This is a genomic window from Desulfosporosinus acidiphilus SJ4 (assembly GCF_000255115.2).
Lineage (GTDB): Bacteria > Bacillota > Desulfitobacteriia > Desulfitobacteriales > Desulfitobacteriaceae > Desulfosporosinus > Desulfosporosinus acidiphilus.
Window position 1 is genome coordinate 2,310,731 of the sequence record NC_018068.1, and the last position, 24,786, is coordinate 2,335,516.

Here is a 24,786-nt window from a genome sequence, read left to right on the forward strand (position 1 = left end):
CGATTTGCCTTGAATATCAGGGTAAGGAATTTTCTTGATTATTAATATCCCTGCAAATTCGGAAACAAGGGGGAGAAACAAAATGAGTTTGAAAATTCAGTGCGACTGTTCAAATATCAGATGGGATCTTGTATCTCAGACTTTGAAATTAGTTGGCATGGCAAGTTATGCGCCGGAAATTCATAAGAAAGCTTTTGAGAATAGTCATACGGTGGTTTTTGTTTTTGATGACGAAAAGTTGGTTGGTTTTGGCCGCGCTATCTCCGATGGGGCTTATCAGGCGGCTTTGTATGATTTGGCCATACTGCCTGAATACCAAGGAAAAGGAATAGGGAGGATGATCGTAAATACCATTAAAAGGTCTCTTCCCAACTGTAACATTATTTTGTATGCAGCCCTGGGAAAAGAAGGTTTTTACGAAAAACTTGATTTTAGGAAAATGAAGACAGGAATGGCCTTATTTCACAACGCAGCAGAAATGAAGGACAAGGGTTTTACGGAGTGAATTCGTTCAGCTAAAGCCGAACATCAGGGCTTAAGATGGGGACTCTACCCCACCAGAAGTTTACGAAGGACCTAACCCCACTTACAAGAAATGGGTATCGTAAAACTGGATAAATAATTTGAATTGAATTAAATTAAAAGTTCGCTTATCAATGTGAGGCTTGATCGATAATAACAAGTTCACGTCCTCGGCGAAGGGAAAGGAATAGGTTAATTGATGAAGAAGCTGTTTATTTCCATTTTTATCGTAGGAATATTGCTATCCTTGGGAATTTATTTTTGGCAGTCACAAATGTTTCAGAAGGACAAGATGACAGATATTACGCCTGCTCAACTACAACAAATGATAGATAAGGGCGATAATTTTTATGTTTATTTTTACTCTCCTACGTGTGAACAGTGTATTAAAACCGAACCCTATCTAAAAGAGGCAGTGAAGAACCTGGCGGTACAAAACATTGTGAAAGTTGATGTTCAGAAGTATGATTATTTGCGTAAGCAATATCAGATACAAGGAACACCGACAATTTATGTCTATAATAATCACAAGTTAGTTAAAGGTATCACAGGGGGCTTCGGAAATGTTAAGGATTATCTGAATTTTTTTCAGGAAACAGGAGGAACCCAGTGATTCTCTTAAAATTATTGCTTGCCGGCATATACCTATACGCCGGAGTTTCAAAAATTTTAAATCTTTATCTTTTTAAAGCGACAATTTTAGCTTATTATCCCTTTATGCCAGTATATATTGCCTTATTGATTACGATAGTATTTCCCTGGCTGGAAATATTGTCCGGCTTATCTCTGGGGTTAAATTGGCAAGGTAAGTATGCCAGTCTTTTCTTGCTTTTGCTTTCTTTGTTCTTCTTAGTTCAAACAGTCCTGAACTATAGTCATGTTCTGCCCTATGGGTGTGGATGTTTCGGGTTTAGCGGACCGGAAAAAATTACGTTATATTATGTAATTCGAGATTTCTCTATTATGATATTAGCTGGTATCGTTTGTTTTAGAGAATGGAAGAAAAACATTTTACCCAAACCCGGAACTGAAATATAATGTGCGAAAGGTGAGGCTGGTGACAAGTGTATTTGGCGGTATCCCTCGAAATTGCTCTAATGATATATTGAATCAATGGGAAGGCTTACGCAAAATCATACATGTCGATATGGACGCTTTTTATGCCTCAGTAGAGCAGCGAGACGATCCATCATTATTGGGTAAACCGGTAGTGGTTGGGGGGAAACCGAATAGTCGCGGCGTAGTCTCCACGGCATCCTATGAAGCTCGAAAATTTGGTATACACTCCGCCATGTCCATGAGTGAAGCTTATCGCCGCTGTCCTGAGGCCATATTTGTGCCTGTAAATATGAAAAAATATAAAGAGGTATCCTTAAAAATCCGGGAAATATTTTTGACCTATACTCCCTTAGTAGAGCCATTATCATTGGATGAGGCTTTTTTAGACGTCACAGGTTCTACGAGTTTATTCGGGGCTGTGGATTCAATTGCTTTGAAGATTAAAGAACGTATTAAAGAAGAACTAAACTTAACGGCTTCAGTAGGTATAGCTTCAAACAAGTTTCTCGCGAAGTTAGCTTCGGATTTACAGAAACCGGACGGTTTTGTTTTAGTTCAGCCTGATAAGATTCAGGAATTTCTCGATCCCTTATCGATTGAAAGAGTTTGGGGAGTGGGCAAAAGAACATCGGAACAGTTACATAAACTTAATGTAAGAAAAATTAAAGATTTACGCAATTTAAAACCAGACTATTTAATTCAGCAATTTGGAGTAATGGGCAGTCAACTTTATCAGTTAGCTCGGGGTATTGATGAACGGCCTGTGGAAAGTGAGAGGGTTATTAAATCCATTGGACGAGAAACAACCTTTTCAACGGATGTGACAGATGTGGAGGTTCTGGAGACTACATTATTAGAGCTTGCTGTAGATGTAGGCCGGCGTCTGCGCCAAAGGAGCTTGAAAGGAAAAACAATAACTTTAAAAATACGGTTTGACGATTTTAAAACATTGTCTCGTTCTCAAACCTTAGATCAAGTAACAGATCTTGATGAGGTAATTTTTTATGAAGCAAGAACTCTTTTGCGAAGTGTGTCCTTAATAAAGCCTATACGTTTGCTTGGGGTTACTATGAGTAATTTGTCTTCAAATTGTGATTGTCAACTTGCGTTGTTCTCAGAAGAAGACAGCAAATCGGAAACTTTGGCAAAGGTTATCGATGCTCTAAACCAAAAATTTGGCAAAAGGGGCATTGTAAGGGCAAGACTTTTATAATACGTATAACCTGTAACTCTTTATTTTGGCATAACCTTTTAGGATTAATCTCTGCCTTTTGGACAAACTAGTTCAGAGGTGAGGAGCATGCCGAGACATGACGGAAACAAAAATAAGTTTGAAGATTTAAAAAGACTTGATTTGACCTTGAAGAATATCCACAAAAACGAAAAATTTCTGGAAGAAAACGCCGAAGAACTTTCAGCCCATCAAATTAAAGATGTAAAGGCTCAATTGGCTTCTAAGAAGAAGCATTTGGAAGAAACGGACGGGACTATTAAATAGGAGCTTAGGGCTCCTTTTTGTATTTAGATTAAGTTGTCATCCAACCGGAATATAAAATTTTTTAGGATCAATTACTCTGATAATGAAGTATATTGTGCAAATTTGAATTTCCTATTGTCTATATACAGTCACTATAATGCACTATAATATAGACGCGGCATACAAAATTAATAAGAAGGATATCATTAATGATACCCTTCTTATTTTACAAACTAATTTACAGTTTTAACGTTAGATTCTTGTTCCGCCTTTAAGATGTTCTTCAGCGAATTGAATCATCCGTTTCGTCATTTGACCGCCAACGGAACCGTTTTCGCGGCTGGTACGGTCACCACCTAGTTGGAGTCCCATTTCATTTGCAACTTCATACTTGAACTGATCCAAAGATTGTGCGGCACCTTGTGATGCTGGTGTGTTTGTGTTTCTTTCTCCTGCCATGATAGGAACCCTCCTTTTAAATGTGTTTGTGTACCGGAACATTCTTATTATGTCTTTGTTGGCTTTTATTAATCAGGTAATTATTGCTACAATTTAAATTGCTTCCCTATTTTATTGTTTATCTTCATTAAAATGGGGAAGTTAAAAAAAATGGGGAAGTTAAAACGTGGGGTTATTATGATTTATTGATTTTGAATCAGGCAAGGTATAAAATTAAGTTAGAAGAACTATGTAGGAAAAATGTTCAGGAGGCCATCCTTATGAGCTTAAAAATGAAAGAACCAGTTAATACTTGGACACATTTAGTTCCTTTTTTTGCAGCCATTGCAGGTCTGGTACTCTTAATAATAAACAGCAAGGATAGTATCTCTAAGCTGATTACGATGACAATCTATGGTTTGAGCGTAATTGTGCTTTACGGGGCAAGTTCAGTTTATCATTGGGTTAGGACAACACCGCAAAAAGAGTTGATCCTGAGAAAGATTGATCATATATCTATCTACTTTCTGATTGCAGGTTCATATACCCCGGTTTTCTTTTTCGGACTTGAGGGAGCTTGGCGATGGGCAATGCTCATATCTGTTTGGACTTTAGCATTAATAGGGATGATCTTACAAATTTGGTTTATTCATGCACCGCGTTATGTCTCAACAGCATTTTATGTTTCCCTTGGCTGGATTGCCTTGGTACCTTTCATACAGCTTATCCATCACCTTCCCGAGGGAGCAATTATTCTTATGGCGGTAGGCGGAGTGGCCTATACAATAGGTGCGGTCATTTATGCAACTAAAATCTTTGATTTTTTTCCTAAACGATTTGGATTCCATGAAATATTTCATCTTTTTATTGCAGCTGGGAGTTTAGTTCATTTTATCATGATGCTTATTTACATAGTTCCTATCTCAGCATAATACGAGGGAGTGGCGAATGATGCCACTCCCTTTTAACTGTTTTCTTCGTTGCAATAAGCTGCTGCTGCTTCTGCACTATAATTTTCATAGACAAGTTTCATTAGGCCTGGATAATAAGTGTCAAAACCAAGTACTCCATTCCAGACAATATTAAGAATCTGATCCTTGGAGGGTTCGGCATCCGCTAAATCAAGGAAGGTTCTGAAGCGGATTTCTCCGTTGTCCATATCCATCTCAAAATTACCGTTCGCTAGTTCGTAATTGACGCGGCTCATGAAATCACATACTTCAAGTCGCTTAGCGTAAGGAATTTTTTGACTAATATGTGTATTACAAAGTAAAGATTCCTGCTCCTCATCAACGAGGAGAAAAGCATGGAAATTAGCGTTAACTCCTCGAATCTCAAGCTTTATAATTTCATTTTTGGTGTCAGAGTCAAAATCCCAACCATTTTGATCTAGAACTTCGTAGAGAACTTGAAATAAAGACATGGTAGCACCCTCCTTATTATGCCTTAGATAAATTACAAATTCCACGTGAAGGTTAACAATTCCTGCACCGTCAAAAATCCTGAACTAAAAATACTTCCTTGGAAAAGGAGGTTATATGTGGAATTATCTCGAAGAATATAAAGGATTATTATCTCTCCGAAGGAGGGGGTAACTTGCATTCTCTTAAACACCAAATTTTATTGCTCATGCTTGGTTCGTTAATTCTGTTAGCTGCAAGTTTTATTTTCGTCTTTGGTTGGTATATGAAAGAACGGGCTGTTGAGGCAGCTATTGTGAAAGCCGAGACGGATTTAGAAACCTGTATGGACATTATTAATGTCAGAATGCCGGGACCATGGCAGATAAAATCAGGAATTTTATATAAAGGAGATGTTCAGGTATCGTATCAAACAGAACTCGTGGATCATTTATCTGAGTTAACGGGTGATACAGTGACTCTGTTTTTGGGAGACACTCGTACAGCCACCACTGTGCGTGATGCTAATGGAAAACGAGCCATCGGCACAAAAGTCTCCGATGTTGTGGCTCAAACGGTCTTGAAAAATGGACAAACATATCTTGGAGAAGCAAATGTCGTGGGTCAGTTGTTTCAAACTGCCTATGAGCCCATACGTGACAGTAACGGAGAAATTATTGGTATTTTCTATGTTGGGATATCAAAGAATTACACTCAAGCCTTTATCGTTAATTCTTTAATACGGCTGAGTATTTTAGGTCTAGGCTTAACCCTAATTGTAATAGTCTTAACTTGGTTCTTTATCCAAAGAGTTATAATCCATCCCTTGCGGGAAATAACGTTAGGAACAAGAGATGTAGCGACAGGACATGCTACAGAAAAAGTCAATGTAACTGGACCGAGAGAAATTGGGGATTTAGCTGTTGCATTTAACCAGATGGTTGAACGACTTAGTACCATTGCTGATGAAATGAGCAAAGTGACTATTGTTCGGGAGAGTAAAGAAGATCTGTTGGAGGATTATGAAGTCATCGGTTCCCTTGAAGAAGGATTGGAGAATGAGTTCAAGGAACCGAACCCTGAAAATAAGTATAATGAAGAACAAAAGGTTTACAAGAACCGTGTTGAAATTAATCCTTCCTTGGATGCAAGCCTTGATGAAGTTTTTGAACATAAATATTTAGGGAGAAAGGGATTACCAAAAGGTTTAAATGTGGTTACGTTGAGACAAATTCTCACGTTTTTGCGAGATACCGATGAGTCTGTGTCAGCTGAAACGGTGGCAGAAGGTGTAAAGCTTACGAGGGTAACTGTTCGGCGTTATTTGGATTATCTAGAGCAATGCAGTGTATTAGGTACTGAATTAAAATATGGAACCGTAGGAAGACCTGTTAAACTTTTTCATCTTATTCAGGACTGAACCATCTAAGCCCCCAATCCTCTTATTCCTCCCTAAAGGGACGTTGAAAATTCGCTTTTTCAACGTCCCTTTTAAATACGAAAAAATAACGTTTGTTTGTATCTCACCCCAGAAAAGTGTACCTAAGCAGCCGGTTTACATAATCTTTTTTTATTTACTTAATGTACATAATGCAGACAGAGACGAGAAATAGGGTTAATCTATAGGGTAGAATATTTGGAAAATTCAATAATATAAATGTCTCGTGAGCTATAAGCTGAAAAGTATTAGGCATTACCTATTCCTGGACTTAGATGGAAAGAGATAGGTGTGTTTAATAGAAAAGAAAAAGAGATAAACAGAGGAGGAAAAGGTATGGATGTTTCTCGCCGTAGTTTTCTTAAACTTTCAGGGCTATCCATTGCCGCTTTAGCTTCAGGTTTAGGTTTTGATCCGACGGTAGCAGAAGCTCAAGGGGTTACTCTGAAACTTGAGGGAAGCAAAAAGATCCCGAGCATATGCCATTTTTGTTCGGGCGGATGTGGACTGCTCTTGTATGTTAAAGAGGGAAAACTGGTACATCTTGAGGGAGATCCGGATCACCCGACCAATGAGGGGACTCTTTGTCCTAAAGCTGCCAGCTTACTCAGTGTCGCCTATTCCCCTGATCGTGTTACAAAACCGAGACGTCGTGCCCCGGGTTCTGATCATTGGGAAGATATTTCTTGGGAGGATGCCTTAAACCGAGTGGCTCAGAAGACGAAGGAGGTCAGAGATGCTACTTGGAAAGCTACTGATGAGGTAATCAACGCTAAAACTGGGCAACATGATTTATTACCTGTTAACCGAGCAGAAGGGATCGCTTTCTTAGGCTCTGCTGAAGTGGACAACGAAGAGTCGTATCTGATTTCCAAGTTCAGCCGAATTATAGGTACTCCGTATAATGAACATCAGGCCAGAATATGACATGCTCCTACGGTGGCAAGTTTGTCGCCTTCATTTGGTAGAGGTGCTATGACAAATTCATGGTCTGATTTACAGAATGCGGAGGTCTTTTTGATTGCGGGCAGTAACTGCGCGGAAAATCATCCGATAGCCATGAAGTGGATTAACCGGGCGAAGGAAAAGGGAGCTAAGATGATCGTCGTTGATCCGCGTTTCACACGGACCGCTTCAAAAGCTGACCTATTTGCTCAAATCAGACCCGGCACAGATATTGCTTATCTCGGTGCGATGATTAATTATATTATTGAAAATCAATTATTTGATCGGAATTATGTTTTGAATTATACAAATGCCTTACTTAAAGTATCGAAGGATTATAAATTTGAAGACGGTGTTTTCTCAGGTTATGACGAGAAGAATCGAAAATATGCCGTAACAAGTTGGGGGTATCAACTTGGTTCGGATAATAAGCCTCTTAAAGCAGATTCCCTTGAGGACCCAGAAAGTGTCTTTTCTAAGCTGAAAACTCATTATTCACGATATACCTTTGACGTTGCTGAAAAAATTACCGGAATTCCGGCGGCAAAAATCAAAGAGATTGCAGACATGTTTTGTAAAGGAAAACCCGGGACAATCCTTTATGCTTTAGGTATGACCCAACACACAACAGGTACTCAAGGAATACGTGCCTACGCAGTCATTCAATTACTGTTAGGTAATATCGGCAAAGCCGGCGGGGGAATTAATGCTCTGCGTGGAGAGCCTAATGTTCAAGGATCGACAGATATGGCAAACTTATTTAATAATTTACCTGGATATTTACCTTATCCTATTAATACGGATCAGAGTATTCGTGATTATAAAGTTCGCAATGGGTCAGTTCAGGAAAAACCCTTAATAGCTCTTCTAAAGGCTTGGTTTGGTGAGCATGCCACAAAAGATAATGATTTCGCATTAAGCTATTTGCCGAAAATTAATCCTGCCGTTAATGCTTCAATGGTAAAACTTTTTGAGATGATGCAAAAAGGTCAGTTTAAATTGGCCTTTAACTTTGGTTCCAATTCATTAGTTTCTATACCTAATCGGCAATTAGTGCGTTCGGCATTGACAAAGCTTGATATGCTGGTAGTTTCCGACCTCTTTGAAATTGAGACGGCTCAGTTTTGGCGAGAGCCTGGGGTCAAACCTGCAGATATTAAAACAGAAGTGATTATGTTTCCGGCCGCCTTTGTTTATGAAAAAGATGGTACCTTAACAAATTCTTCTCGTTGGATTCAATGGAAAAATGCCGCCCTTAAACCTCTGGGAGAGGCAAAGCCGGACCTTGAAATTCTCGATTCGATTTTTAAAAGGATTCGTAAACTCTATGCCGGAAGCACAGATGTAAAAGATGCTCCAATATTGAACGCTCGCTGGGATTATGGCGAAGAAGCGAGTGCTTTAAAAGTACTTCAGGAGCTGAATGGCTATGATGAGACCAATGGAAAGTTGACGCAATCTTTGGCGGATTATCTGAAAGCACCGACAGGAGCTGTTTCTACGGGCTGTTGGATTTATGCGGGTGTAACCGGTAACGGAAATTTAGCGGCTCGACGAAAAAATGCTGATTCAACAGGTTTAGGGCTCTATAAAGATTGGAGTTTTACCTGGCCAGGAAATATTCGAATACTTTATAATCGAGCCTCCTGTAACGAAAAGGGACAGCCTGTTGATGACAAACGCAAATTGATTTGGTGGGATGCAGCCAATAATATTTGGTCAGGAAATGATGGCCCGGATGTTGTAGACAAGACGAAAGGACCTGATACGCCTGAAGGCAAGCAAAGTTTTCGAATGAATCCGGAAGGGTTAGGACGCTTGTTTGCAGCTAATTATATGAGCGGTTTACCCGTAACTCCCTCTGCTGATGGTTTACCGCCGATTGGAGTGCGCCCTGCCGGGTTATGCGTTGATGGACCTTTGCCGGAATTTTATGAGCCCACGGAAAGTCCGACTGAAAACCTCTTACATTCAAAAGTATCTAAAAGTCCTGTGGCTTTAATCCTTTCATCTTCACCTGAAATTCAAAAAATGGGTAAGGCCAATGATTTCCCACACGTTTTGACGACCTATGGGGTTGTGGAGCATTTCTGCGCCGGAGGAATCACGCGGAATATACCTTGGCTCAACGAAATTATGCCAGAACCGTTTGCCGAGCTTAGTAAAAATCTTGCCCAAAAGATAGGCGTCAAAGAAGGAGACATGGTGGAAGTGTCATCTGCTCGGGGTAAGGTTACAGTCCGAGCCCTTGTAACGGATCGCCTGCAGACCTATAAAGTAAACGGCAAAGAAACTGAAACAATTGGTATGCCCTGGAGTTGGGGATTCGCAAGTTTAAGCCCAGGTCCAAGCACCAATGAGCTGACAATCGCAGCCTTAGATCCCGGCGCGGGAACTCCAGAGTATAAAGTTTGCTTAGTTAATGTAAGGAGGGCTTAGCGATGACCAGAAAAATGGTGTTTGTGGATACATCGAAATGTACGGGATGCAAAGCCTGCACTGTCGCTTGCAAGGAATGGAATGAGCTTCCTGCCGAGAAGACTCATCTGGTTACTAGCTATCAATCTCAAAAAGACTTTACTCCGAAGACTTGGACATATGTAACTTTTACGGAAAAGTATGAACAGCAAACCATGAATTTCTTGATGCGCAAAGCACAATGTTTCCATTGTGCAGATCCGGCTTGCTTAAAAGCTTGTTCGTCTAAAGCTATAAGCCAGACAGAATCTGGGTTTGTTGTCATTGATCACGCAAAATGCATTGGCTGCGGCTATTGTTCAGAAAACTGTCCTTTTGGTGTTCCAAAGGTTGATCAAGTTCTTCAGAAGTCATTTAAATGCTCTGGGTGCATTGACCGAGTCGAGAACAATCTAAAACCTGCTTGTTCACAGACTTGTCAAACCGGTGCTATAGAGTTTGGAGAGTACTCGAACCTGTTGGGCCAAGCGAAAAAACGCCTCGCTGTGGTTCAGAAAACCCATCCTAAGGCACAGCTTTATGGAGAAAAGGAAATGGGCGGTACGACCTTTCTCTATCTGCTCTTGGATCGCCCCGAAGTATATGGCCTGCCAGCCAATCCGACGATTCCCCTTTCTCTTACACTGTGGAAAGATGTCGTCCGGCCTGTAGGCGGGATTGCAGTGGGTGGAGCCGCAGCTGCCGTGGTCATAGGCGTTTTTGCCAATTTAGTAAAAGGTGCCTATCGTTCTAAAGATGACTAAGAGCAGAAAATTGCTCCGAATCAATTGAAGTTAAAAAAATGGGGGGAAGTCTAATGGGCAATAGCGCTCAAACAAAGAGAGAAGGAAATCAACCTCAAAACTCACGTAAAATACTGCGGTTTACCAAGGGTGAACGTATAAGTCACTGGGTTCATGCCATTGCCTTTTTTCTTTTGCTATTTACGGGCCTGGGAATTCTCAGTCCAGCCTTTCAACCCGTCATGAGTGTATTCGGGGGGATACAAATTGCCCGCTTGATACACCGGGGGGCTGCTATCGTTTTTGTCGTCATCGTGGGGCTGATGTTTGTGGTCGGAAATCCCAGTCACCATTGGGAATGGTTAAAATCCGTCTTTAAATTCACGAAGTCGGACTGGCAGCATGTCAAAGCCTTTCCTAAAGAGTTCTTTGGCGGACATGGTGATTATCCTCCTCAAGACAAATATAATGGGGGAGAAAAAATTAACTCCTTGATTACAATCTTTGGTTCTTTCTTTATTACTGTAAGCGGAGCCGTGATGTGGATGGCACCTTGGTTTCCGGCAGGAGTTGTTCGCTGGGCCTATCCGGTTCATGATTTATCAATGTTTATGATGGTCGCAGCTTCACTTGGACATATATATTTGGGAGTATTACATCCGGATTCGCGGGCCGCTTTACCGGGAATGCTGAATGGGTATGTATCAGCTAAGTTCGCCAGAGCTCACCACGCTGTATGGTATGACAGAGTTCAAAAGGAGCAAAGATTTTGATAACCATATCATGAAATGTTGGCGGGGAGAGGACAATTAATGAATACGCTGAATGAAACGAATGCAACTGTTGAAGAGAATAATTTGGAGGAAGCTTATCAGACCTATAGGTTACTTAAGGAAGAGATTAAAGAATGGCAGGAGGAACGAGGATCATTTTGGTTGCAAAACCTAAAAATAACTGAGGCTCCGCCTTACTATCCCTTGGCAAATCTGCCAGCAGATGCGATATTTGAACTTTGGGTGAGATTAAATCGAGTCATGGAAGAGGAAGTCTCTGATTCAGATTTAAAAGATGCTTGGCAAAATCTTAAAGCGGGACGAGGGATACAAAAAGCTTGGCTGCAAAGCACCCTCCAATTAGCGCTGAGTGGATTAGCTCAGTTAGTCCGGATAATGTTAAATTCCAGGTTTGAGGATAACATACAGTTCCGTAACTCAATCAGTGAGCATGAGCATGAGAGTGAGGAAAATCAAAATAGGTGTTGTCCTATCTGTGGTGAGAAAGCTGTACTTTCAGTGCTTATACCGCCCCATGGAAAACGCTTTTTACACTGCATTTTCTGTGGCCAGGAATGGCCAGTCATGAGGACTGGATGTATTTTGTGCGGCCGGGATGAAGCTAGTTCGCAAAACTATTTGCGGGCTAAAGAATATCCAGGCGTTGAATTAGTAACTTGTGAAAGCTGCGGACAGTTTTTTAAAGAATTTGATTTAAGATTGCTGACTGCTGAAGATTTAGTTTGGGAAGACGTCAGAACCTTACCACTGAATTATGCAGGTGAACACTGGGTAGCTGACCATAGAACATCTGTAAAGACTCAATAGGAAGCATATGGCATAATAATAAGAGTCACCTAAAATGTATTCTTCAAAATTTCCAGGCAGGTACAGAATAAAAAAGTGTTTTCTTTCACTGTCAAAGTGATTGAGAACATTTTTTTTGTACTAGAAGAACGTATAACTTTCGGTTGTATACTGCTAGAAGTGATAATACGTGCGAAAACAGTTTCTCTGTCTTCTAGCAATCGTGCAACTAGGCAACCACCTACGCCAAAGTAATTAAAGTGAATAGAGATCACTCCCACTTATAGAAGTGGAAGTCTTACGGTTAGATTAAAAATTTGCTATAGTTTACAGAATGAATATCTATCCGAATAAAGTTTCAATTGAGAATTAATGATATATCATGATATAATACCATTTTGAGATGATTTTCATATAATTATTGCAGAGAACCTCGTGAATGATTTTTTTAAAATATTATTAGTTCTTTGCCTTCCAAGGTAAAGCATTTTTAATGAAACATTTTTATTTAAAGGATAACAGATTAAGGAGTTAAAGACATTGAGCCAAGTAAACTTGATATCGGCAATAAGTACCCGAAAAACATTTGCCATTATATCCCATCCGGATGCCGGTAAAACTACGTTAACTGAAAAACTGCTTCTCTTCGGTGGCGCAATTCATGAGGCAGGTTCCGTCAAAGCTCGCAAAGCGGAACGTTATGCCACTTCAGATTGGATGGAACTCGAGCGCCAAAGAGGAATTTCCATCACTTCAAGTGCTCTCCAATTCAAATATCAGGGTTACGTTATTAATATTTTAGATACTCCAGGTCACCAAGACTTTAGCGAAGACACCTACCGTACATTAACTGCAGCTGATAGTGCGGTCATGTTAATCGATGCAGCCAAAGGAATTGAGGCCCAAACTAAGAAGTTGTTTTATGTCTGCCGGCAAAGAGGAATACCGATCTTTACATTTGTCAATAAATTTGATCGAGAGGCTAAAGATCCTCTCGATTTAATGGATGAAGTGGAAAAGATTTTAGGCATTGAAGCCTATGCTATGAATTGGCCAATCGGAATGGGCCAGGATTTTAAGGGGATCTATGATCGGCAATCCGGGATGGTTGAGCGGTTCATCTCAGGTATCGGCAAAAAAAGTTCAACACCGCCTGTTTCAGGGAATCTTAGCGATCCAAATGTTCAAGAAGGGATTGGACAAGAACTTCTTAAACAATTGCACGATGAGATTGATCTTTTAGATCTAGCGGGGAACGCTTTTTCACAAGAACGTGTTGACCGCGGTGAGGTAACCCCGGTGTTTTTTGGAAGTGCTCTCAATAATTTTGGAGTTCCGAACTTCCTGCAGAGTTTCTTGAAACTGGCGCCGGCACCACAGCCGAGAAGTACAAATATGGGAATATTAGCTCCAGAAACCAATAGTTTTTCGGGTTTTATTTTTAAAATTCAAGCCAATATGAATGCTCAGCACCGAGACCGGATTGCTTTCGTTCGGATATGTTCAGGACGGTATGAACGAGGGATGAATGTTATACACACTCGGTCACATCGCCGTCTTAGACTTGCCCAACCACAGCAGTTGTTCGCTCAGGAACGAACAATTCTCGACGAAGCTTATGCTGGGGATATTATTGGAGTTCACGACAGTGGTCTTTTGCGAATAGGGGATGTTTTAACAGAAAAAGACGGCCTTCAATTTGAAACAATGCCTTTTTTCAGTCCTGAAAATTTTGCCCGAATTAGTATTGCCAATGCTTTAAAACGAAAGCAATTTATTAAAGGTATCCAAGAGCTGCAGGAAGAGGGAGCAATTCACGTTTTTCGTGACTTGCACGTGGGAGTTGAAGCTCCAATTATCGGTGTGGTAGGACAATTGCAATTTGAAGTTTTAGAATACCGTTTACGGGAAGAGTATGGTGTTAAAGTTGAAATTCAACATCTTCCTTATGAAATTGTACGTTGGGTCGATAAGGTTGAAAGAAATATTAAACTATTAACCGAATCCAGTATGAGTACCGTAGTGTTAGATAAAGACGAAAACTATGCTGTATTACTCTTAGATGAATGGAAAGCAAAATGGCTTAGTGATCGTTATGAGATAGAGTTTTTAAATCAGCCTAAAGAACTTACTGTAAGCTAATTTGATTTTCCGAAGTACAAAGAGAGAAGCTTGGGAATAAAGTGGAATCCCAAGCTTCTCTCTTTGTACTTCATTATTTATCGTAAATACTAAATAAAAATAAGTATAAGCATAGCCTTAAGCATAGTCATAAACATAAGCATAAAATCGACTGAATGGTCTCTACTAAGCATAGGAAAATATCTATAAAAAAAGTAGAGATATTTGGTGGAAAGTTATAGCTTATGATTATAAATTTTTAAAAAGAAAGAGCCGAGCATAAACTCGGCATAGCAATAAAAGGAGGGGAATAAAGTGGAGTAGAAATTAAAGCCAAAACATCAAAATGCGATGCATTGACTACAATTCCCGCGATCAGGACATTGGGAACAGGTTGGAGGATACAAAAGAGGTTTATTATTTGGAGCAGTATCATTTATAGAAATCAGTTTCATGATTCAACCTCCTATCATACAGAATAAAATTTATATTATTATTATACTACAGTATTTCGTTAAATCAATATCTGTTTTATATTTATTTTTCAAATGAATAATGTTGTATAACAGTGTTTTGCTCAACGTATTTGCCGCAATTATTCTTTGCCCAAACTGTGACTGCTAAAGTGTTGTTATCAAAATACTAATACCTTGAACTTCCGAACATAATTAAGAGCGAGGATTTAAGACGTGATCGAAAACTACATGACCTCCGATTGAATCACCGAATTCTCCGTCAATTAAAATGTTTACTCCATTTACTCCTGGCAATTGAGTTAGTGACCAAACAATAGATTTCACGGCAATGTCTTCTTCAAGAGCACTGCCAAAGTAGTCCTCGCGGATATCCTTGCTGAAATTAACGGTGATTATATCATTATGCAACACCAGGGAAATAATTTTTGTCTTTGGTGAAAGAGTGCCAACATAGATAGGGGAAGTTGGTCCCTCGATAAGATTTTTTAGGATAACATCTGACTTTTGAGTTAGGTTGAGCTTATTCCAAGTAGTCGGATTGAAGACTCGCTTTTCAGCGCCTAAACCGTCCAGACTAATATTTGAAAAGTATAAATTATAGGAGTCTTTGCCAATGGGTGTTGGACCTTCTTGGCTTGACACATTTTTTATTCCTTCTCGTATATCTTTTGGAGTTTCGAAGTAGCCTGCTATGCCGTCGGCAATTGCAGCTGCAATAGAGTTCCGATAGCCATCTGTTAATAGAAGTTTTCGTTCGCGCGGGTTAGACATAAACCCCACTTCTACGATCACTGCGGGCATTTTTGTTTGATTCAAAAGGTAATAATCGCCGGACTTGGCTTTTCTGGTATTATCGGGCTGTAATTTAATCAGATGTTCTTGAATTTGTTCCGCTAAAATTTTTCCTGTTAATGATTCTTGATGATAATAAGTTTCCATTCCGTAAGTCTTTCGGCTGGGAAAACTATTAGCATGGATACTGATAAATACGTCTGCGTTATTTGAAGATGCTAGACTGACTCTTCGATTTAAATCAGTTCGCTTCGCTGAACGGCCTACATATTGTCCGGGATCATAGAAATCCTTATCGATTTCACGAGTGAGAATAACTGTACAGCCTTTTGCTTCCAAGGAATTGCGTAAGCGAAGTGATATATCCAAATTTACGTCCTTTTCTTTAATCCCTGAATTTTTCGCCCCAGGATCAGCGCCTCCATGACCTGGATCAATGACAATGATCTTATTTTTCAGACTTTGGGAGAAGGTTGTCTTTAATGTGCCAGTTGCAATGATAACTACGGTCAGCAATATTATCAAACTCATAAGAATAGGTTTGCGTATTAATAGAATTATAGGACGGTGAAACATTCAACAGCACACTCCTCCTGTTATCCTGTTTATTCCTCATTTATGTATATTGTAGGAATCTATCTCGTAAACATAGTTTATAAAAAAGATTATTGATACTTTACAATTAATTATTGAAAGGATTATGCCATGATGATCTGGTTTATTGTTTCGATAATCGTCATATTATTAAATATCCCTTTTGGCTATTGGCGAGAAAATGTGAAGAAGTTTTCATTACCGTGGTTTTTATCGGTTCATCTTCCTGTCCCAATCATTATTTTTCTCCGCCTTTATTTCGGCCTTGGATGGGCGCTTTTTACATTTCCGATTCTAATTGGGTCCTATTTCGCAGGTCAGCTACTTGGTGCACGCTTACATATCCTTTGGAGTAAAACCATGCGTGTTACCGGCTGTCTATTTTACGATATCATTCGGACCCGCTGGGTCATCATCATATCTCGTTAGGAATGTAAATTGTGCTAAAACTACAACTAATTAAAGCTGCAATGCATATATAGTTTGCGCAAATCAATATGGAATAAATTGGATTGCATAATATTTTAAATATCGATAAATAATAGTTGACAGTATATCGATAAAAGTGGTACTATAACTGAGCGTCGCAAATGCGGCAAAATTTCCAAATCATAACTTGCTTAATTGCTATAATGTGTAAAAAGTAATTGACAATTATGAATGAGGGCGTTAATATTTAAATCCTGATCTTTGGTCGCTCTCGGACATCCATGTCCTCCGCGACACTCAGACTATCCATGGTCTTTGAAAACTAAACAACAAGGACAGCCAATGAGAGAAACTCGCAAGAGTTTCAAAAGAATCATGAAATCATGAGCAAGAAATCATCTTCTTACGAAGAAGTTGAATAACTTTTTTGGAGAGTTTGATCCTGGCTCAGGACGAACGCTGGCGGCGTGCCTAACACATGCAAGTCGAACGGAGAATTTCGTTAAGTTTACTTTACGAAGTTTTTAGTGGCGGACGGGTGAGTAACGCGTGGGTAACCTGCCCATAAAACCGGGACAACTCTTGGAAACGAGGGCTAATACCGGATACGCTTAAGAAGCGGCATCGCTTTTTAAGGAAAGATGGCCTCTGAAAATGCTATCGCTTATGGATGGACCCGCGTCTGATTAGCTGGTTGGTGGGGTAAAGGCCTACCAAGGCGACGATCAGTAGCCGGCCTGAGAGGGTGAACGGCCACACTGGGACTGAGACACGGCCCAGACTCCTACGGGAGGCAGCAGTGGGGAATCTTCCGCAATGGACGAAAGTCTGACGGAGCAACGCCGCGTGTATGATGAAGGTCTTCGGATTGTAAAGTACTGTCTTTAGGGAAGAACGGTCTCTTCAGGAATATGGAGGAGACATGACGGTACCTAAGGAGGAAGCCCCGGCTAACTACGTGCCAGCAGCCGCGGTAATACGTAGGGGGCGAGCGTTGTCCGGAATTATTGGGCGTAAAGGGCGCGTAGGCGGGTATTTAAGTCCGGTGTGAAAGATCAGGGCTCAACCCTGAGAGTGCATCGGAAACTGGGTATCTTGAGGACAGGAGAGGAAAGTGGAATTCCACGTGTAGCGGTGAAATGCGTAGATATGTGGAGGAACACCAGTGGCGAAGGCGACTTTCTGGACTGTAACTGACGCTGAGGCGCGAAAGCGTGGGGAGCAAACAGGATTAGATACCCTGGTAGTCCACGCCGTAAACGATGAGTGCTAGGTGTAGGGGGTATCGACCCCTCCTGTGCCGGAGTTAACACAATAAGCACTCCGCCTGGGGAGTACGGCCGCAAGGTTGAAACTCAAAGGAATTGACGGGGGCCCGCACAAGCGGTGGAGCATGTGGTTTAATTCGACGCAACGCGAAGAACCTTACCAGGGCTTGACATCCTCTGAACTCTCTAGAAATAGGGAGGTGCCCTTCGGGGAGCAGAGAGACAGGTGGTGCATGGTTGTCGTCAGCTCGTGTCGTGAGATGTTGGGTTAAGTCCCGCAACGAGCGCAACCCCTGTATTTAGTTGCTAACACGTCAAGGTGAGCACTCTAGATAGACTGCCGGTGACAAACCGGAGGAAGGTGGGGATGACGTCAAATCATCATGCCCCTTATGTCCTGGGCCACACACGTGCTACAATGGCCGGTACAGACGGAAGCGAAGCCGCGAGGTGAAGCCAATCCGAGAAAGCCGGTCTCAGTTCGGATTGCAGGCTGCAACTCGCCTGCATGAAGTCGGAATCGCTAGTAATCGCAGGTCAGCATACTGCGGTGAATACGTTCCCGGGCCTTGTACACACCGCCCGTCACACCACGAAAGTCTGCAACACCCGAAGCCGGTGAGGTAACCCGCAAGGGAGCTAGCCGTCGAAGGTGGGGCCGATAATTGGGGTGAAGTCGTAACAAGGTAGCCGTATCGGAAGGTGCGGCTGGATCACCTCCTTTCTAAGGAGAACGGTTTAGAGCTTAGGCTTTAAACGAACATCCTATGGGTCGATGCTCTTATGAAGAAAACGAAGGTTAAACTTAAGTTTTTAATAAGAGATCAAAAAAGAGTCGCAAGACTCAAGCCGAGGGATCGGCAAACTCATTGGCAAAACTGTTGTTTAGTTTTGAGAGACCAGGAAGATGAACCGCATAAATACTTGCGAATTAATCAAAATGGAATCTCGTTCACAAAATTATTGGTAACATTGAACATGCTGTTCTTTGAAAACTGCATAGAGAAATAATTTCTAGTAAGTCAAAGGAAACATCACCTCAAAACGACGTGTCAACGAAGTTTTGAGAAACCCTAACGTAGTATAGATTTTAGGTCAAGCTACTAAGGGCGTACGGTGGATGCCTAGGCGCTAAGAGTCGAAGAAGGGCGCGGTTAACAGCGAAATGCCACGGGGAGTCGTAAGCAGGCTTTGATCCGTGGATACCCGAATGGGGCAACCCCACCGGAGTCATATCCGGTGATCTGCAGCTGAATACATAGGTTGCCGAGGACAACCCGGGGAACTGAAACATCTAAGTACCCGGAGGAAGAGAAAGAATCATCGATTCCCTGAGTAGCGGCGAGCGAAACGGGAAGAGCCCAAACCAATCCCTTCGGGGATTGGGGTTGTAGGACCCTCTTTTAGGAATGGATCTCTAGCTGAAGAAGACTGGAAAGTCTCGGCAGAGAAGGTAACACCCCTGTAAGTGAAAGGGAGACATTCTGTGAGGGAATCCTGAGTACCGCGGGACACGTGAAACCCCGTGGGAAGCAGGGAGGACCACCTCCCAAGGCTAAATACTACTTAGCGACCGATAGTGAACCAGTACCGTGAGGGAAAGGTGAAAAGCACCTCGGAAGAGGAGTGAAAAAGAACCTGAAACCGTACGCTTACAAGCAGTCACAGCACTTCGGTGTAGTGGCGTGCCTTTTGTAGAATGAACCGGCGAGTTACGGTATGCAGCGAGGTTAAGGCGAAGAGCCGGAGCCGAAGCGAAAGCGAGTCTGAAAAGGGCGACGAGTTGCATGCTGTAGACCCGAAACCGTGTGATCTACCCATGGCCAGGGTGAAGGTGGGGTAAAACCCACTGGAGGCCCGAACTCACTGTCGTTGAAAAGGCAGGGGATGAGCTGTGGGTAGGGGTGAAATGCCAATCGAACACGGAGATAGCTGGTTCTCCCCGAAATAGCTTTAGGGCTAGCCTCAATTGATGAACCATGGCGGTAGAGCACTGAATAGGCTAGGGGCCTTACCAGGTTACCGAACCTTATCAAACTCCGAATGCCATGGTCTTAAGATTGGGAGTCAGACTGTGGGTGATAAGATTCATAGTCAAAAGGGAAACAGCCCAGACCATCAGCTAAGGTCCCAAAGTATACACTAAGTGGGAAAGGATGTGGAACTGCACAGACAACCAGGATGTTGGCTCAGAAGCAGCCACCATTTAAAGAGTGCGTAATAGCTCACTGGTCGAGTGGTTCTGCGCCGAAAATGTAACGGGGCTCAAGTGTATCACCGAAGCTATGGCTTGCACGTTTACGTGCAGGGGTAGGGGAGCGTTCTAAATGCAGGGAAGTCATTCTGTAAGGAATGGTGGAGTGTTTAGAAGTGAGAATGCCGGTATGAGTATGCGAAAAGACAAGTGAGAATCTTGTCCGCCGAAAATCTAAGGTTTCCTGGGGAAGGCTCGTCCGCCCAGGGTAAGTCGGGACCTAAGCCGAGGCCGAAAGGCGTAGGTGATGGACAACTGGTTGAGATTCCAGTACCACCGAGAAGCGTTATTAACAATGGGGAGACACAGAAGGATAGGTTAAGCGTGCCGTTGGTCGAGCACGCCCAAGCGAGTAGGAGGTAGGGTAGGCAAATCCGCCCTGCGATAACTCTGAGACGTGATGGGGAGCGAAACATAGTAGCGAAGTAACCGACTCCAAGCTGTCAAGAAAATCCTCTAGTGAGTGACTGGGTGCCCGTACCGCAAACCGACACAGGTAGATGGGGTGAGAAACCTAAGGCGCGCGAGAAAACCCTCGTTAAGGAACTCGGCAAAATGGCCCCGTAACTTCGGGAGAAGGGGCGCTCACTGCAAGGTGAGCCGCAGAGAAAAGGTCCAGGCGACTGTTTAACAAAAACACAGGTCCCTGCGAATCCGCAAGGAGAAGTATAGGGGCTGACACCTGCCCGGTGCTGGAAGGTTAAGAGGAGAGGTTAGCCGCAAGGCGAAGCTTTGAATTGAAGCCCCAGTAAACGGCGGCCGTAACTATAACGGTCCTAAGGTAGCGAAATTCCTTGTCAGGTAAGTTCTGACCCGCACGAAAGGTGTAACGATCTGGACACTGTCTCAACGAGGGACTCGGCGAAATTGTAATACCCGTGAAGATGCGGGTTACCTGCGACAGGACAGAAAGACCCCATGGAGCTTTACTGCAGCTTGACATTGGATTTTGGTATAAAATGTACAGGATAGGTGGGAGACAGAGAAGCTAGGGCGCCAGCCTTGGTGGAGTCGCCGGTGGGATACCACTCTTTTTGTACTGAAGTTCTAACTAGGTCCCCTGAATCGGGGATTAGGACAGTATCAGGCGGGCAGTTTGACTGGGGCGGTCGCCTCCTAAAGAGTAACGGAGGCGCCCAAAGGTTCCCTCAGCGCGGTTGGAAATCGCGCGCAGAGTGTAAAGGCAAAAGGGAGCTTGACTGCGAGACCTACAAGTCGAGCAGGGACGAAAGTCGGGCTTAGTGATCCGGTGGTACCGAGTGGAAGGGCCATCGCTCAACGGATAAAAGCTACCCTGGGGATAACAGGCTTATCTCCCCCAAGAGTCCATATCGACGGGGAGGTTTGGCACCTCGATGTCGGCTCATCGCATCCTGGGGCTGTAGTAGGTCCCAAGGGTTGGGCTGTTCGCCCATTAAAGCGGTACGTGAGCTGGGTTCAGAACGTCGTGAGACAGTTCGGTCCCTATCCGTCGCAGGCGCAGGAAATTTGAGAGGATCTGTCCCTAGTACGAGAGGACCGGGATGGACGAATCACTGGTGTACCAGTTGTCTCGCCAGAGGCACAGCTGGGTAGCTATATTCGGATCGGATAAGCGCTGAAAGCATCTAAGCGCGAAACCGGCCTCAAGATGAGATTTCCCACAGTGAGAGCTGGTAAGACCCCTGAAGGAAGATCAGGTTGATAGGCCGGATGTGGAAGCACCGTGAGGTGTGGAGCTGACCGGTACTAATCGGTCGAGGGCTTGACCTAATTGAACTACGGCAGGAACGTGGCTCAGTGTTTCCGAAGAAGACGAAACTAGAAAGAAGACTCTATGTGGTTTTGAGAGAGCAGGGTTCTGTAAAAGAAAACTGAAAATCTCAGAGATCTGGTGATCATGCCGGAGGGGTTCCACCCGTTCCCTTACCGAACACGGAAGTTAAGACCTCCAGGGCCGAGCATACTTGGGGCATAGCCCCTGGGAAATTAGGTCATCGCCAGGTAAACAAACGAAAGACTGCCTTAATGGCAGTCTTTCTGTGTCTATAACAAGAAATATAAAGCAAAACTACCGGGGTTCCACCCGTTCGGACCCACATTGCAGGAGAATGCGTCACAAGTCGCAATGTGGCGAAAAGCTCGTCCGCTTTTCGTATATACGAACACTGAAGTTAATGAGACTACGACAAGTTGGATTAAAACTATCAAGATGTTAAGATTGCAACTCTTGAACCCAATGGCCAATTAGGGTATGAACTTATGCGTGATGCCCAACCTCTTACAGTAGGGAATTTGAAAGGATGTTTATAATTATATGAAACAGCCCAATTCTATAGAGCCTGGACCTTTGTTTAAAGAGGTTAGTCAAGAAGAGTATTTTCATTAGCTCTATCAAACATCCTAGACACCAACTCCTTAAAGGCAAATTTTGAATTCTTTGACAAGGAATTTAGAGATTTATGGCGAATTCTTAATTATTAAGGATCGTTGAGGAGTTTGATGGATGAATAGGAAGTTGTTTTTTTATAAATCGGTAGTTGCTGGTACTATTGGAGCCTTGCTCCTTGTTTCAACGGGAATTCCAGCTCAAGCCGATGATTTGCATCAGCAGTTGCTTCAATCCCAGCAGCAAGTTCAAACCTTAAATGGAACCTTGAATGATCAGAAGGATAAAGTAGCAAAAGCTACAGCACAAGTCTTAGCTTTAAAACAATCAATTAAAGTTTTAAACGACGGCATCGCCCGAGACCAAACATCATTAACGCAGGAACAGAGTCATCTTCAAGATTTAGAAAATCGACAAAAGAAACTTGAAGATCAGCGCCAAGAGCATGTAAAAGCCTTGGGACAATTCATAAAAAGCAACTATGAAGATGGTGTGACAACCTATCTTGCAATTTTGCTTGATGCGACCAGTTTATCTGATTTTCTTGAGCGAGCCGATCAGGTGAAAATGATCGTAGGTACTTACAGTAAGATCCAAAATGATATAGCCGGTTTAGATAAATCATTAAACGATCAAAAGGAATTAATTAATCAAAAGAAAGCTTCAATACAATCGACACTTGATGAAAAGACTCAGTCTCAACAGTCTGTCCAGCAAGTGTTAGACAAGCAGCAAGAAGTCCTGTCGCAGTTGAGTACGCAAGAAAAAGCAACACTCACTCAATCTTTAAATGCCAAAGCGAAAGTCAATAGAATTCAACAATTGATTCAGCAACAGGAGATAGAGGCTGCTAACGCTGCGAGGGACAAAGGGGCAATTGGTCAGGGAGATACTGGTGGCGTGTCTGGGACCGTAGCAGTATCCGGCGGTGCAAAGGAAGTCCTAAGTTATGCATCTCAATTTCTAGGCATTCCCTATGTATGGGGCGGGACAACCCCTTCACCGGGGTTTGATTGCTCCGGATATATTCAATATGTTTATCGCCATTTTGGCATATCTTTAAGTCGAACTTCAGAACAACAGTTTACGAATGGGGTGCCTGTTTCTCGCTCAGACCTTAGGCCTGGAGATCTTGTGTTCTTTCATACCTATGCTTCAGATGCTTCTCATGTTGGAATTTATGTAGGAAATAATACGATGATTAATTCTTCCAACGGCGGTGTCTCCTATGATGATATGACAAATTCATATTGGTCGGTTCGTTACTTAGGGGCACGACGTGTTCTTGCTCAGTAAAAATCTCACACGCCTTTTAAATTCGGTAGATTAATTAATTTAATCGCAAACCGTATTTAAAGGGCGTTTTGTTTTTATACTATCGGCCTAGAACCGCAAATTTTTAAGACTGAATTTATTTTAAAGTAATCTCGTCTTTTGGTTAAAAAACGCTAAACGGGACATCTGTCATATCGAAAGCATATGTAAATAATCTAAGTAAGACAAAAGATTAATAACAAGGTGGACTAGGTAAGGGGGAATCGTCGTGGATCATCAACAAAAGATACAGCAAAATTTCGGACAGAGAGCCAAGGAATACAGATTAAGCTCAACACATGGAAATCCTGAAGATTTGGAGAGAATGATCAAGCTTGTTAACCCGACTTCGGAGGCAAAAGCATTGGATGTGGCAACTGGAGGAGGACATACAGCTATTGCCTTAGCAAACTATGTGAAAGATGTTATCGCAATCGACATTACTTCCGAAATGTTAGCTGAAGCGAAAGCAGCGGCCGTTTCATCTCAAATCAAAAATATTGTTTTTCTGCTGGAAGACGTTCATAAACTTAATTTTCCTGACGAACAATTTGATATTGTTGCTTCAAGATTTGCTGTTCATCACTTTTTGGACGTGAAAAAAGCTTTAAGTGAAATGTGTAGAGTCTTAAAACCTTCTGGTAAGCTATATATTCTTGATTGTTCAGTGTTTGACGGAGAAGAATCGGAAAGAGAAATTAATCGGATTGAACTCTTAAGAGACAGTTCACATCATTGTTCCTATTCGCCACGTCAGTGGCAGGAATTATTAAAAGAACTTCCGTTAAAGTGTGGTCATACGTCTTTGCTGCAAGAACAATATCAATTACCAAAATGGTTTGACAGAATGGATACCTGTCAGGAAAATAGGCAAGAAATTTTTCGTGTGCTCAGCAATCTATCAGGACATTGCAAAATTAAGTATCCCTTTGGACCTGATTATATTACAACCTATCGATATGAAATTTTAGCGACTAAATTCTGATTATTATCTAAGTTGATCTAGAATCTATATCAGCACAATTACACATTAATTATAAATAGAGTTAAAGACCAATAAAAGGATGATATAGTTCCTATGCAATAAGGTTTAAGAAAAGTAACCATTTTA

General features: G+C 42.1%; 18 protein-coding genes and 3 rRNA genes. 18 read left to right on the top strand and 3 right to left on the bottom strand.

Annotated features, from left to right (window positions below; genetic code table 11):
• Positions 1-82 precede the first annotated feature (82 nt).
• The 5 genes from DESACI_RS10660 to DESACI_RS10680 all read left to right on the top strand — a co-directional run bounded on the left by DESACI_RS10660 (position 83) and on the right by DESACI_RS10680 (position 3,079).
• Positions 83-505 (top strand): GNAT family N-acetyltransferase, encoded by a 423-nt coding sequence (locus tag DESACI_RS10660; protein WP_014827205.1) that lies wholly within the window; start codon positions 83-85, stop codon positions 503-505.
• A 216-nt stretch (positions 506-721) separates the two neighbouring features.
• The gene (locus DESACI_RS10665) at positions 722-1,135 is read left to right on the top strand and encodes a thioredoxin family protein (RefSeq protein WP_041276049.1); all 414 of its coding nucleotides are present in this window, start codon (positions 722-724) and stop codon (positions 1,133-1,135) included.
• Positions 1,132-1,560 (top strand): MauE/DoxX family redox-associated membrane protein, encoded by a 429-nt coding sequence (locus DESACI_RS10670; protein ID WP_014827207.1) that lies wholly within the window; start codon positions 1,132-1,134, stop codon positions 1,558-1,560. The genes DESACI_RS10665 and DESACI_RS10670 overlap by 4 nt, the downstream gene beginning before the upstream one ends.
• A 67-nt stretch (positions 1,561-1,627) precedes the next feature.
• Complete coding sequence (dinB, locus tag DESACI_RS10675) at positions 1,628-2,794, top strand: DNA polymerase IV (RefSeq protein ID WP_041276433.1); 1,167 nt, start codon at positions 1,628-1,630, stop codon at positions 2,792-2,794.
• 87 nt (positions 2,795-2,881) lie between these two features.
• Complete coding sequence (locus DESACI_RS10680; protein ID WP_014827209.1) at positions 2,882-3,079, top strand: hypothetical protein; 198 nt, start codon at positions 2,882-2,884, stop codon at positions 3,077-3,079.
• Positions 3,080-3,310: 231 nt separating this feature from the next.
• Here DESACI_RS10680 and DESACI_RS10685 read toward each other — a convergent pair whose 3' ends face one another.
• Entirely contained in the window at positions 3,311-3,517 is a 207-nt protein-coding gene (locus tag DESACI_RS10685) for an alpha/beta-type small acid-soluble spore protein (RefSeq protein WP_014827210.1), read from the bottom strand.
• A 260-nt stretch (positions 3,518-3,777) separates the two neighbouring features.
• Between DESACI_RS10685 and trhA the strand changes: the two genes are divergently transcribed.
• On the top strand, positions 3,778-4,428 hold the full coding sequence (gene trhA / locus DESACI_RS10690) for a PAQR family membrane homeostasis protein TrhA (protein WP_014827211.1): 651 nt from the start codon (positions 3,778-3,780) through the stop codon (positions 4,426-4,428).
• A gap of 32 nt (positions 4,429-4,460) precedes the next feature.
• Here trhA and DESACI_RS10695 read toward each other — a convergent pair whose 3' ends face one another.
• Entirely contained in the window at positions 4,461-4,919 is a 459-nt protein-coding gene (locus DESACI_RS10695) for a YbjN domain-containing protein (RefSeq protein ID WP_014827212.1), read from the bottom strand.
• Between the two features lie 173 nt (positions 4,920-5,092).
• On the opposite strand from DESACI_RS10695, the gene DESACI_RS10700 reads away from it, so the two are divergent.
• The 6 genes from DESACI_RS10700 to DESACI_RS10730 all read left to right on the top strand — a co-directional run bounded on the left by DESACI_RS10700 (position 5,093) and on the right by DESACI_RS10730 (position 14,201).
• Positions 5,093-6,316 carry a cache domain-containing protein gene (locus DESACI_RS10700; RefSeq protein ID WP_014827213.1) on the top strand — a complete coding sequence of 408 codons (1,224 nt, stop codon included), beginning with the start codon at positions 5,093-5,095 and terminating at the stop codon, positions 6,314-6,316.
• A 354-nt stretch (positions 6,317-6,670) separates the two neighbouring features.
• Complete coding sequence (fdnG, locus tag DESACI_RS10710) at positions 6,671-9,718, top strand: formate dehydrogenase-N subunit alpha (protein WP_014827214.1); 3,048 nt, start codon at positions 6,671-6,673, stop codon at positions 9,716-9,718.
• A gap of 2 nt (positions 9,719-9,720) precedes the next feature.
• Positions 9,721-10,500, top strand: coding sequence for a 4Fe-4S dicluster domain-containing protein (locus tag DESACI_RS10715; RefSeq protein WP_014827215.1), 780 nt, complete (start codon positions 9,721-9,723; stop codon positions 10,498-10,500).
• 53 nt (positions 10,501-10,553) lie between these two features.
• A complete protein-coding gene (locus DESACI_RS10720; protein ID WP_014827216.1) occupies positions 10,554-11,252 on the top strand; it encodes a formate dehydrogenase subunit gamma in 699 nt (232 codons plus the stop codon).
• A 39-nt stretch (positions 11,253-11,291) separates the two neighbouring features.
• The gene (locus DESACI_RS10725) at positions 11,292-12,080 is read left to right on the top strand and encodes a formate dehydrogenase accessory protein FdhE domain-containing protein (protein WP_014827217.1); all 789 of its coding nucleotides are present in this window, start codon (positions 11,292-11,294) and stop codon (positions 12,078-12,080) included.
• Positions 12,081-12,599: 519 nt separating this feature from the next.
• Positions 12,600-14,201, top strand: a complete 1,602-nt coding sequence (locus DESACI_RS10730) for a peptide chain release factor 3 (RefSeq protein WP_014827218.1) — start codon at positions 12,600-12,602, stop codon at positions 14,199-14,201.
• A 647-nt stretch (positions 14,202-14,848) separates the two neighbouring features.
• Here DESACI_RS10730 and DESACI_RS10735 read toward each other — a convergent pair.
• A complete protein-coding gene (locus DESACI_RS10735; RefSeq protein WP_014827219.1) occupies positions 14,849-16,024 on the bottom strand; it encodes an N-acetylmuramoyl-L-alanine amidase in 1,176 nt (391 codons plus the stop codon).
• A 129-nt stretch (positions 16,025-16,153) separates the two neighbouring features.
• Between DESACI_RS10735 and DESACI_RS10740 the strand changes: the two genes are divergently transcribed.
• The 6 genes from DESACI_RS10740 (at position 16,154) to DESACI_RS10765 (ending at position 24,660) form a co-directional block, all read left to right on the top strand.
• The gene (locus DESACI_RS10740) at positions 16,154-16,471 is read left to right on the top strand and encodes a hypothetical protein (protein ID WP_041276052.1); all 318 of its coding nucleotides are present in this window, start codon (positions 16,154-16,156) and stop codon (positions 16,469-16,471) included.
• 424 nt (positions 16,472-16,895) lie between these two features.
• Positions 16,896-18,463, top strand: a 16S ribosomal RNA gene (locus DESACI_RS10745).
• Positions 18,464-18,832: 369 nt separating this feature from the next.
• Positions 18,833-21,745: ribosomal RNA gene (locus tag DESACI_RS10750) — 23S ribosomal RNA — on the top strand.
• Positions 21,746-21,862: 117 nt separating this feature from the next.
• Positions 21,863-21,978: ribosomal RNA gene (gene rrf, locus DESACI_RS10755) — 5S ribosomal RNA — on the top strand.
• Together the 16S, 23S and 5S rRNA genes form the textbook arrangement of a ribosomal RNA operon.
• Positions 21,979-22,478: 500 nt before the next feature.
• Complete coding sequence (locus tag DESACI_RS10760) at positions 22,479-23,657, top strand: C40 family peptidase (protein WP_014827221.1); 1,179 nt, start codon at positions 22,479-22,481, stop codon at positions 23,655-23,657.
• 247 nt (positions 23,658-23,904) lie between these two features.
• Positions 23,905-24,660, top strand: coding sequence for a class I SAM-dependent methyltransferase (locus tag DESACI_RS10765; protein ID WP_014827222.1), 756 nt, complete (start codon positions 23,905-23,907; stop codon positions 24,658-24,660).
• Positions 24,661-24,786: the final 126 nt, after the last annotated feature.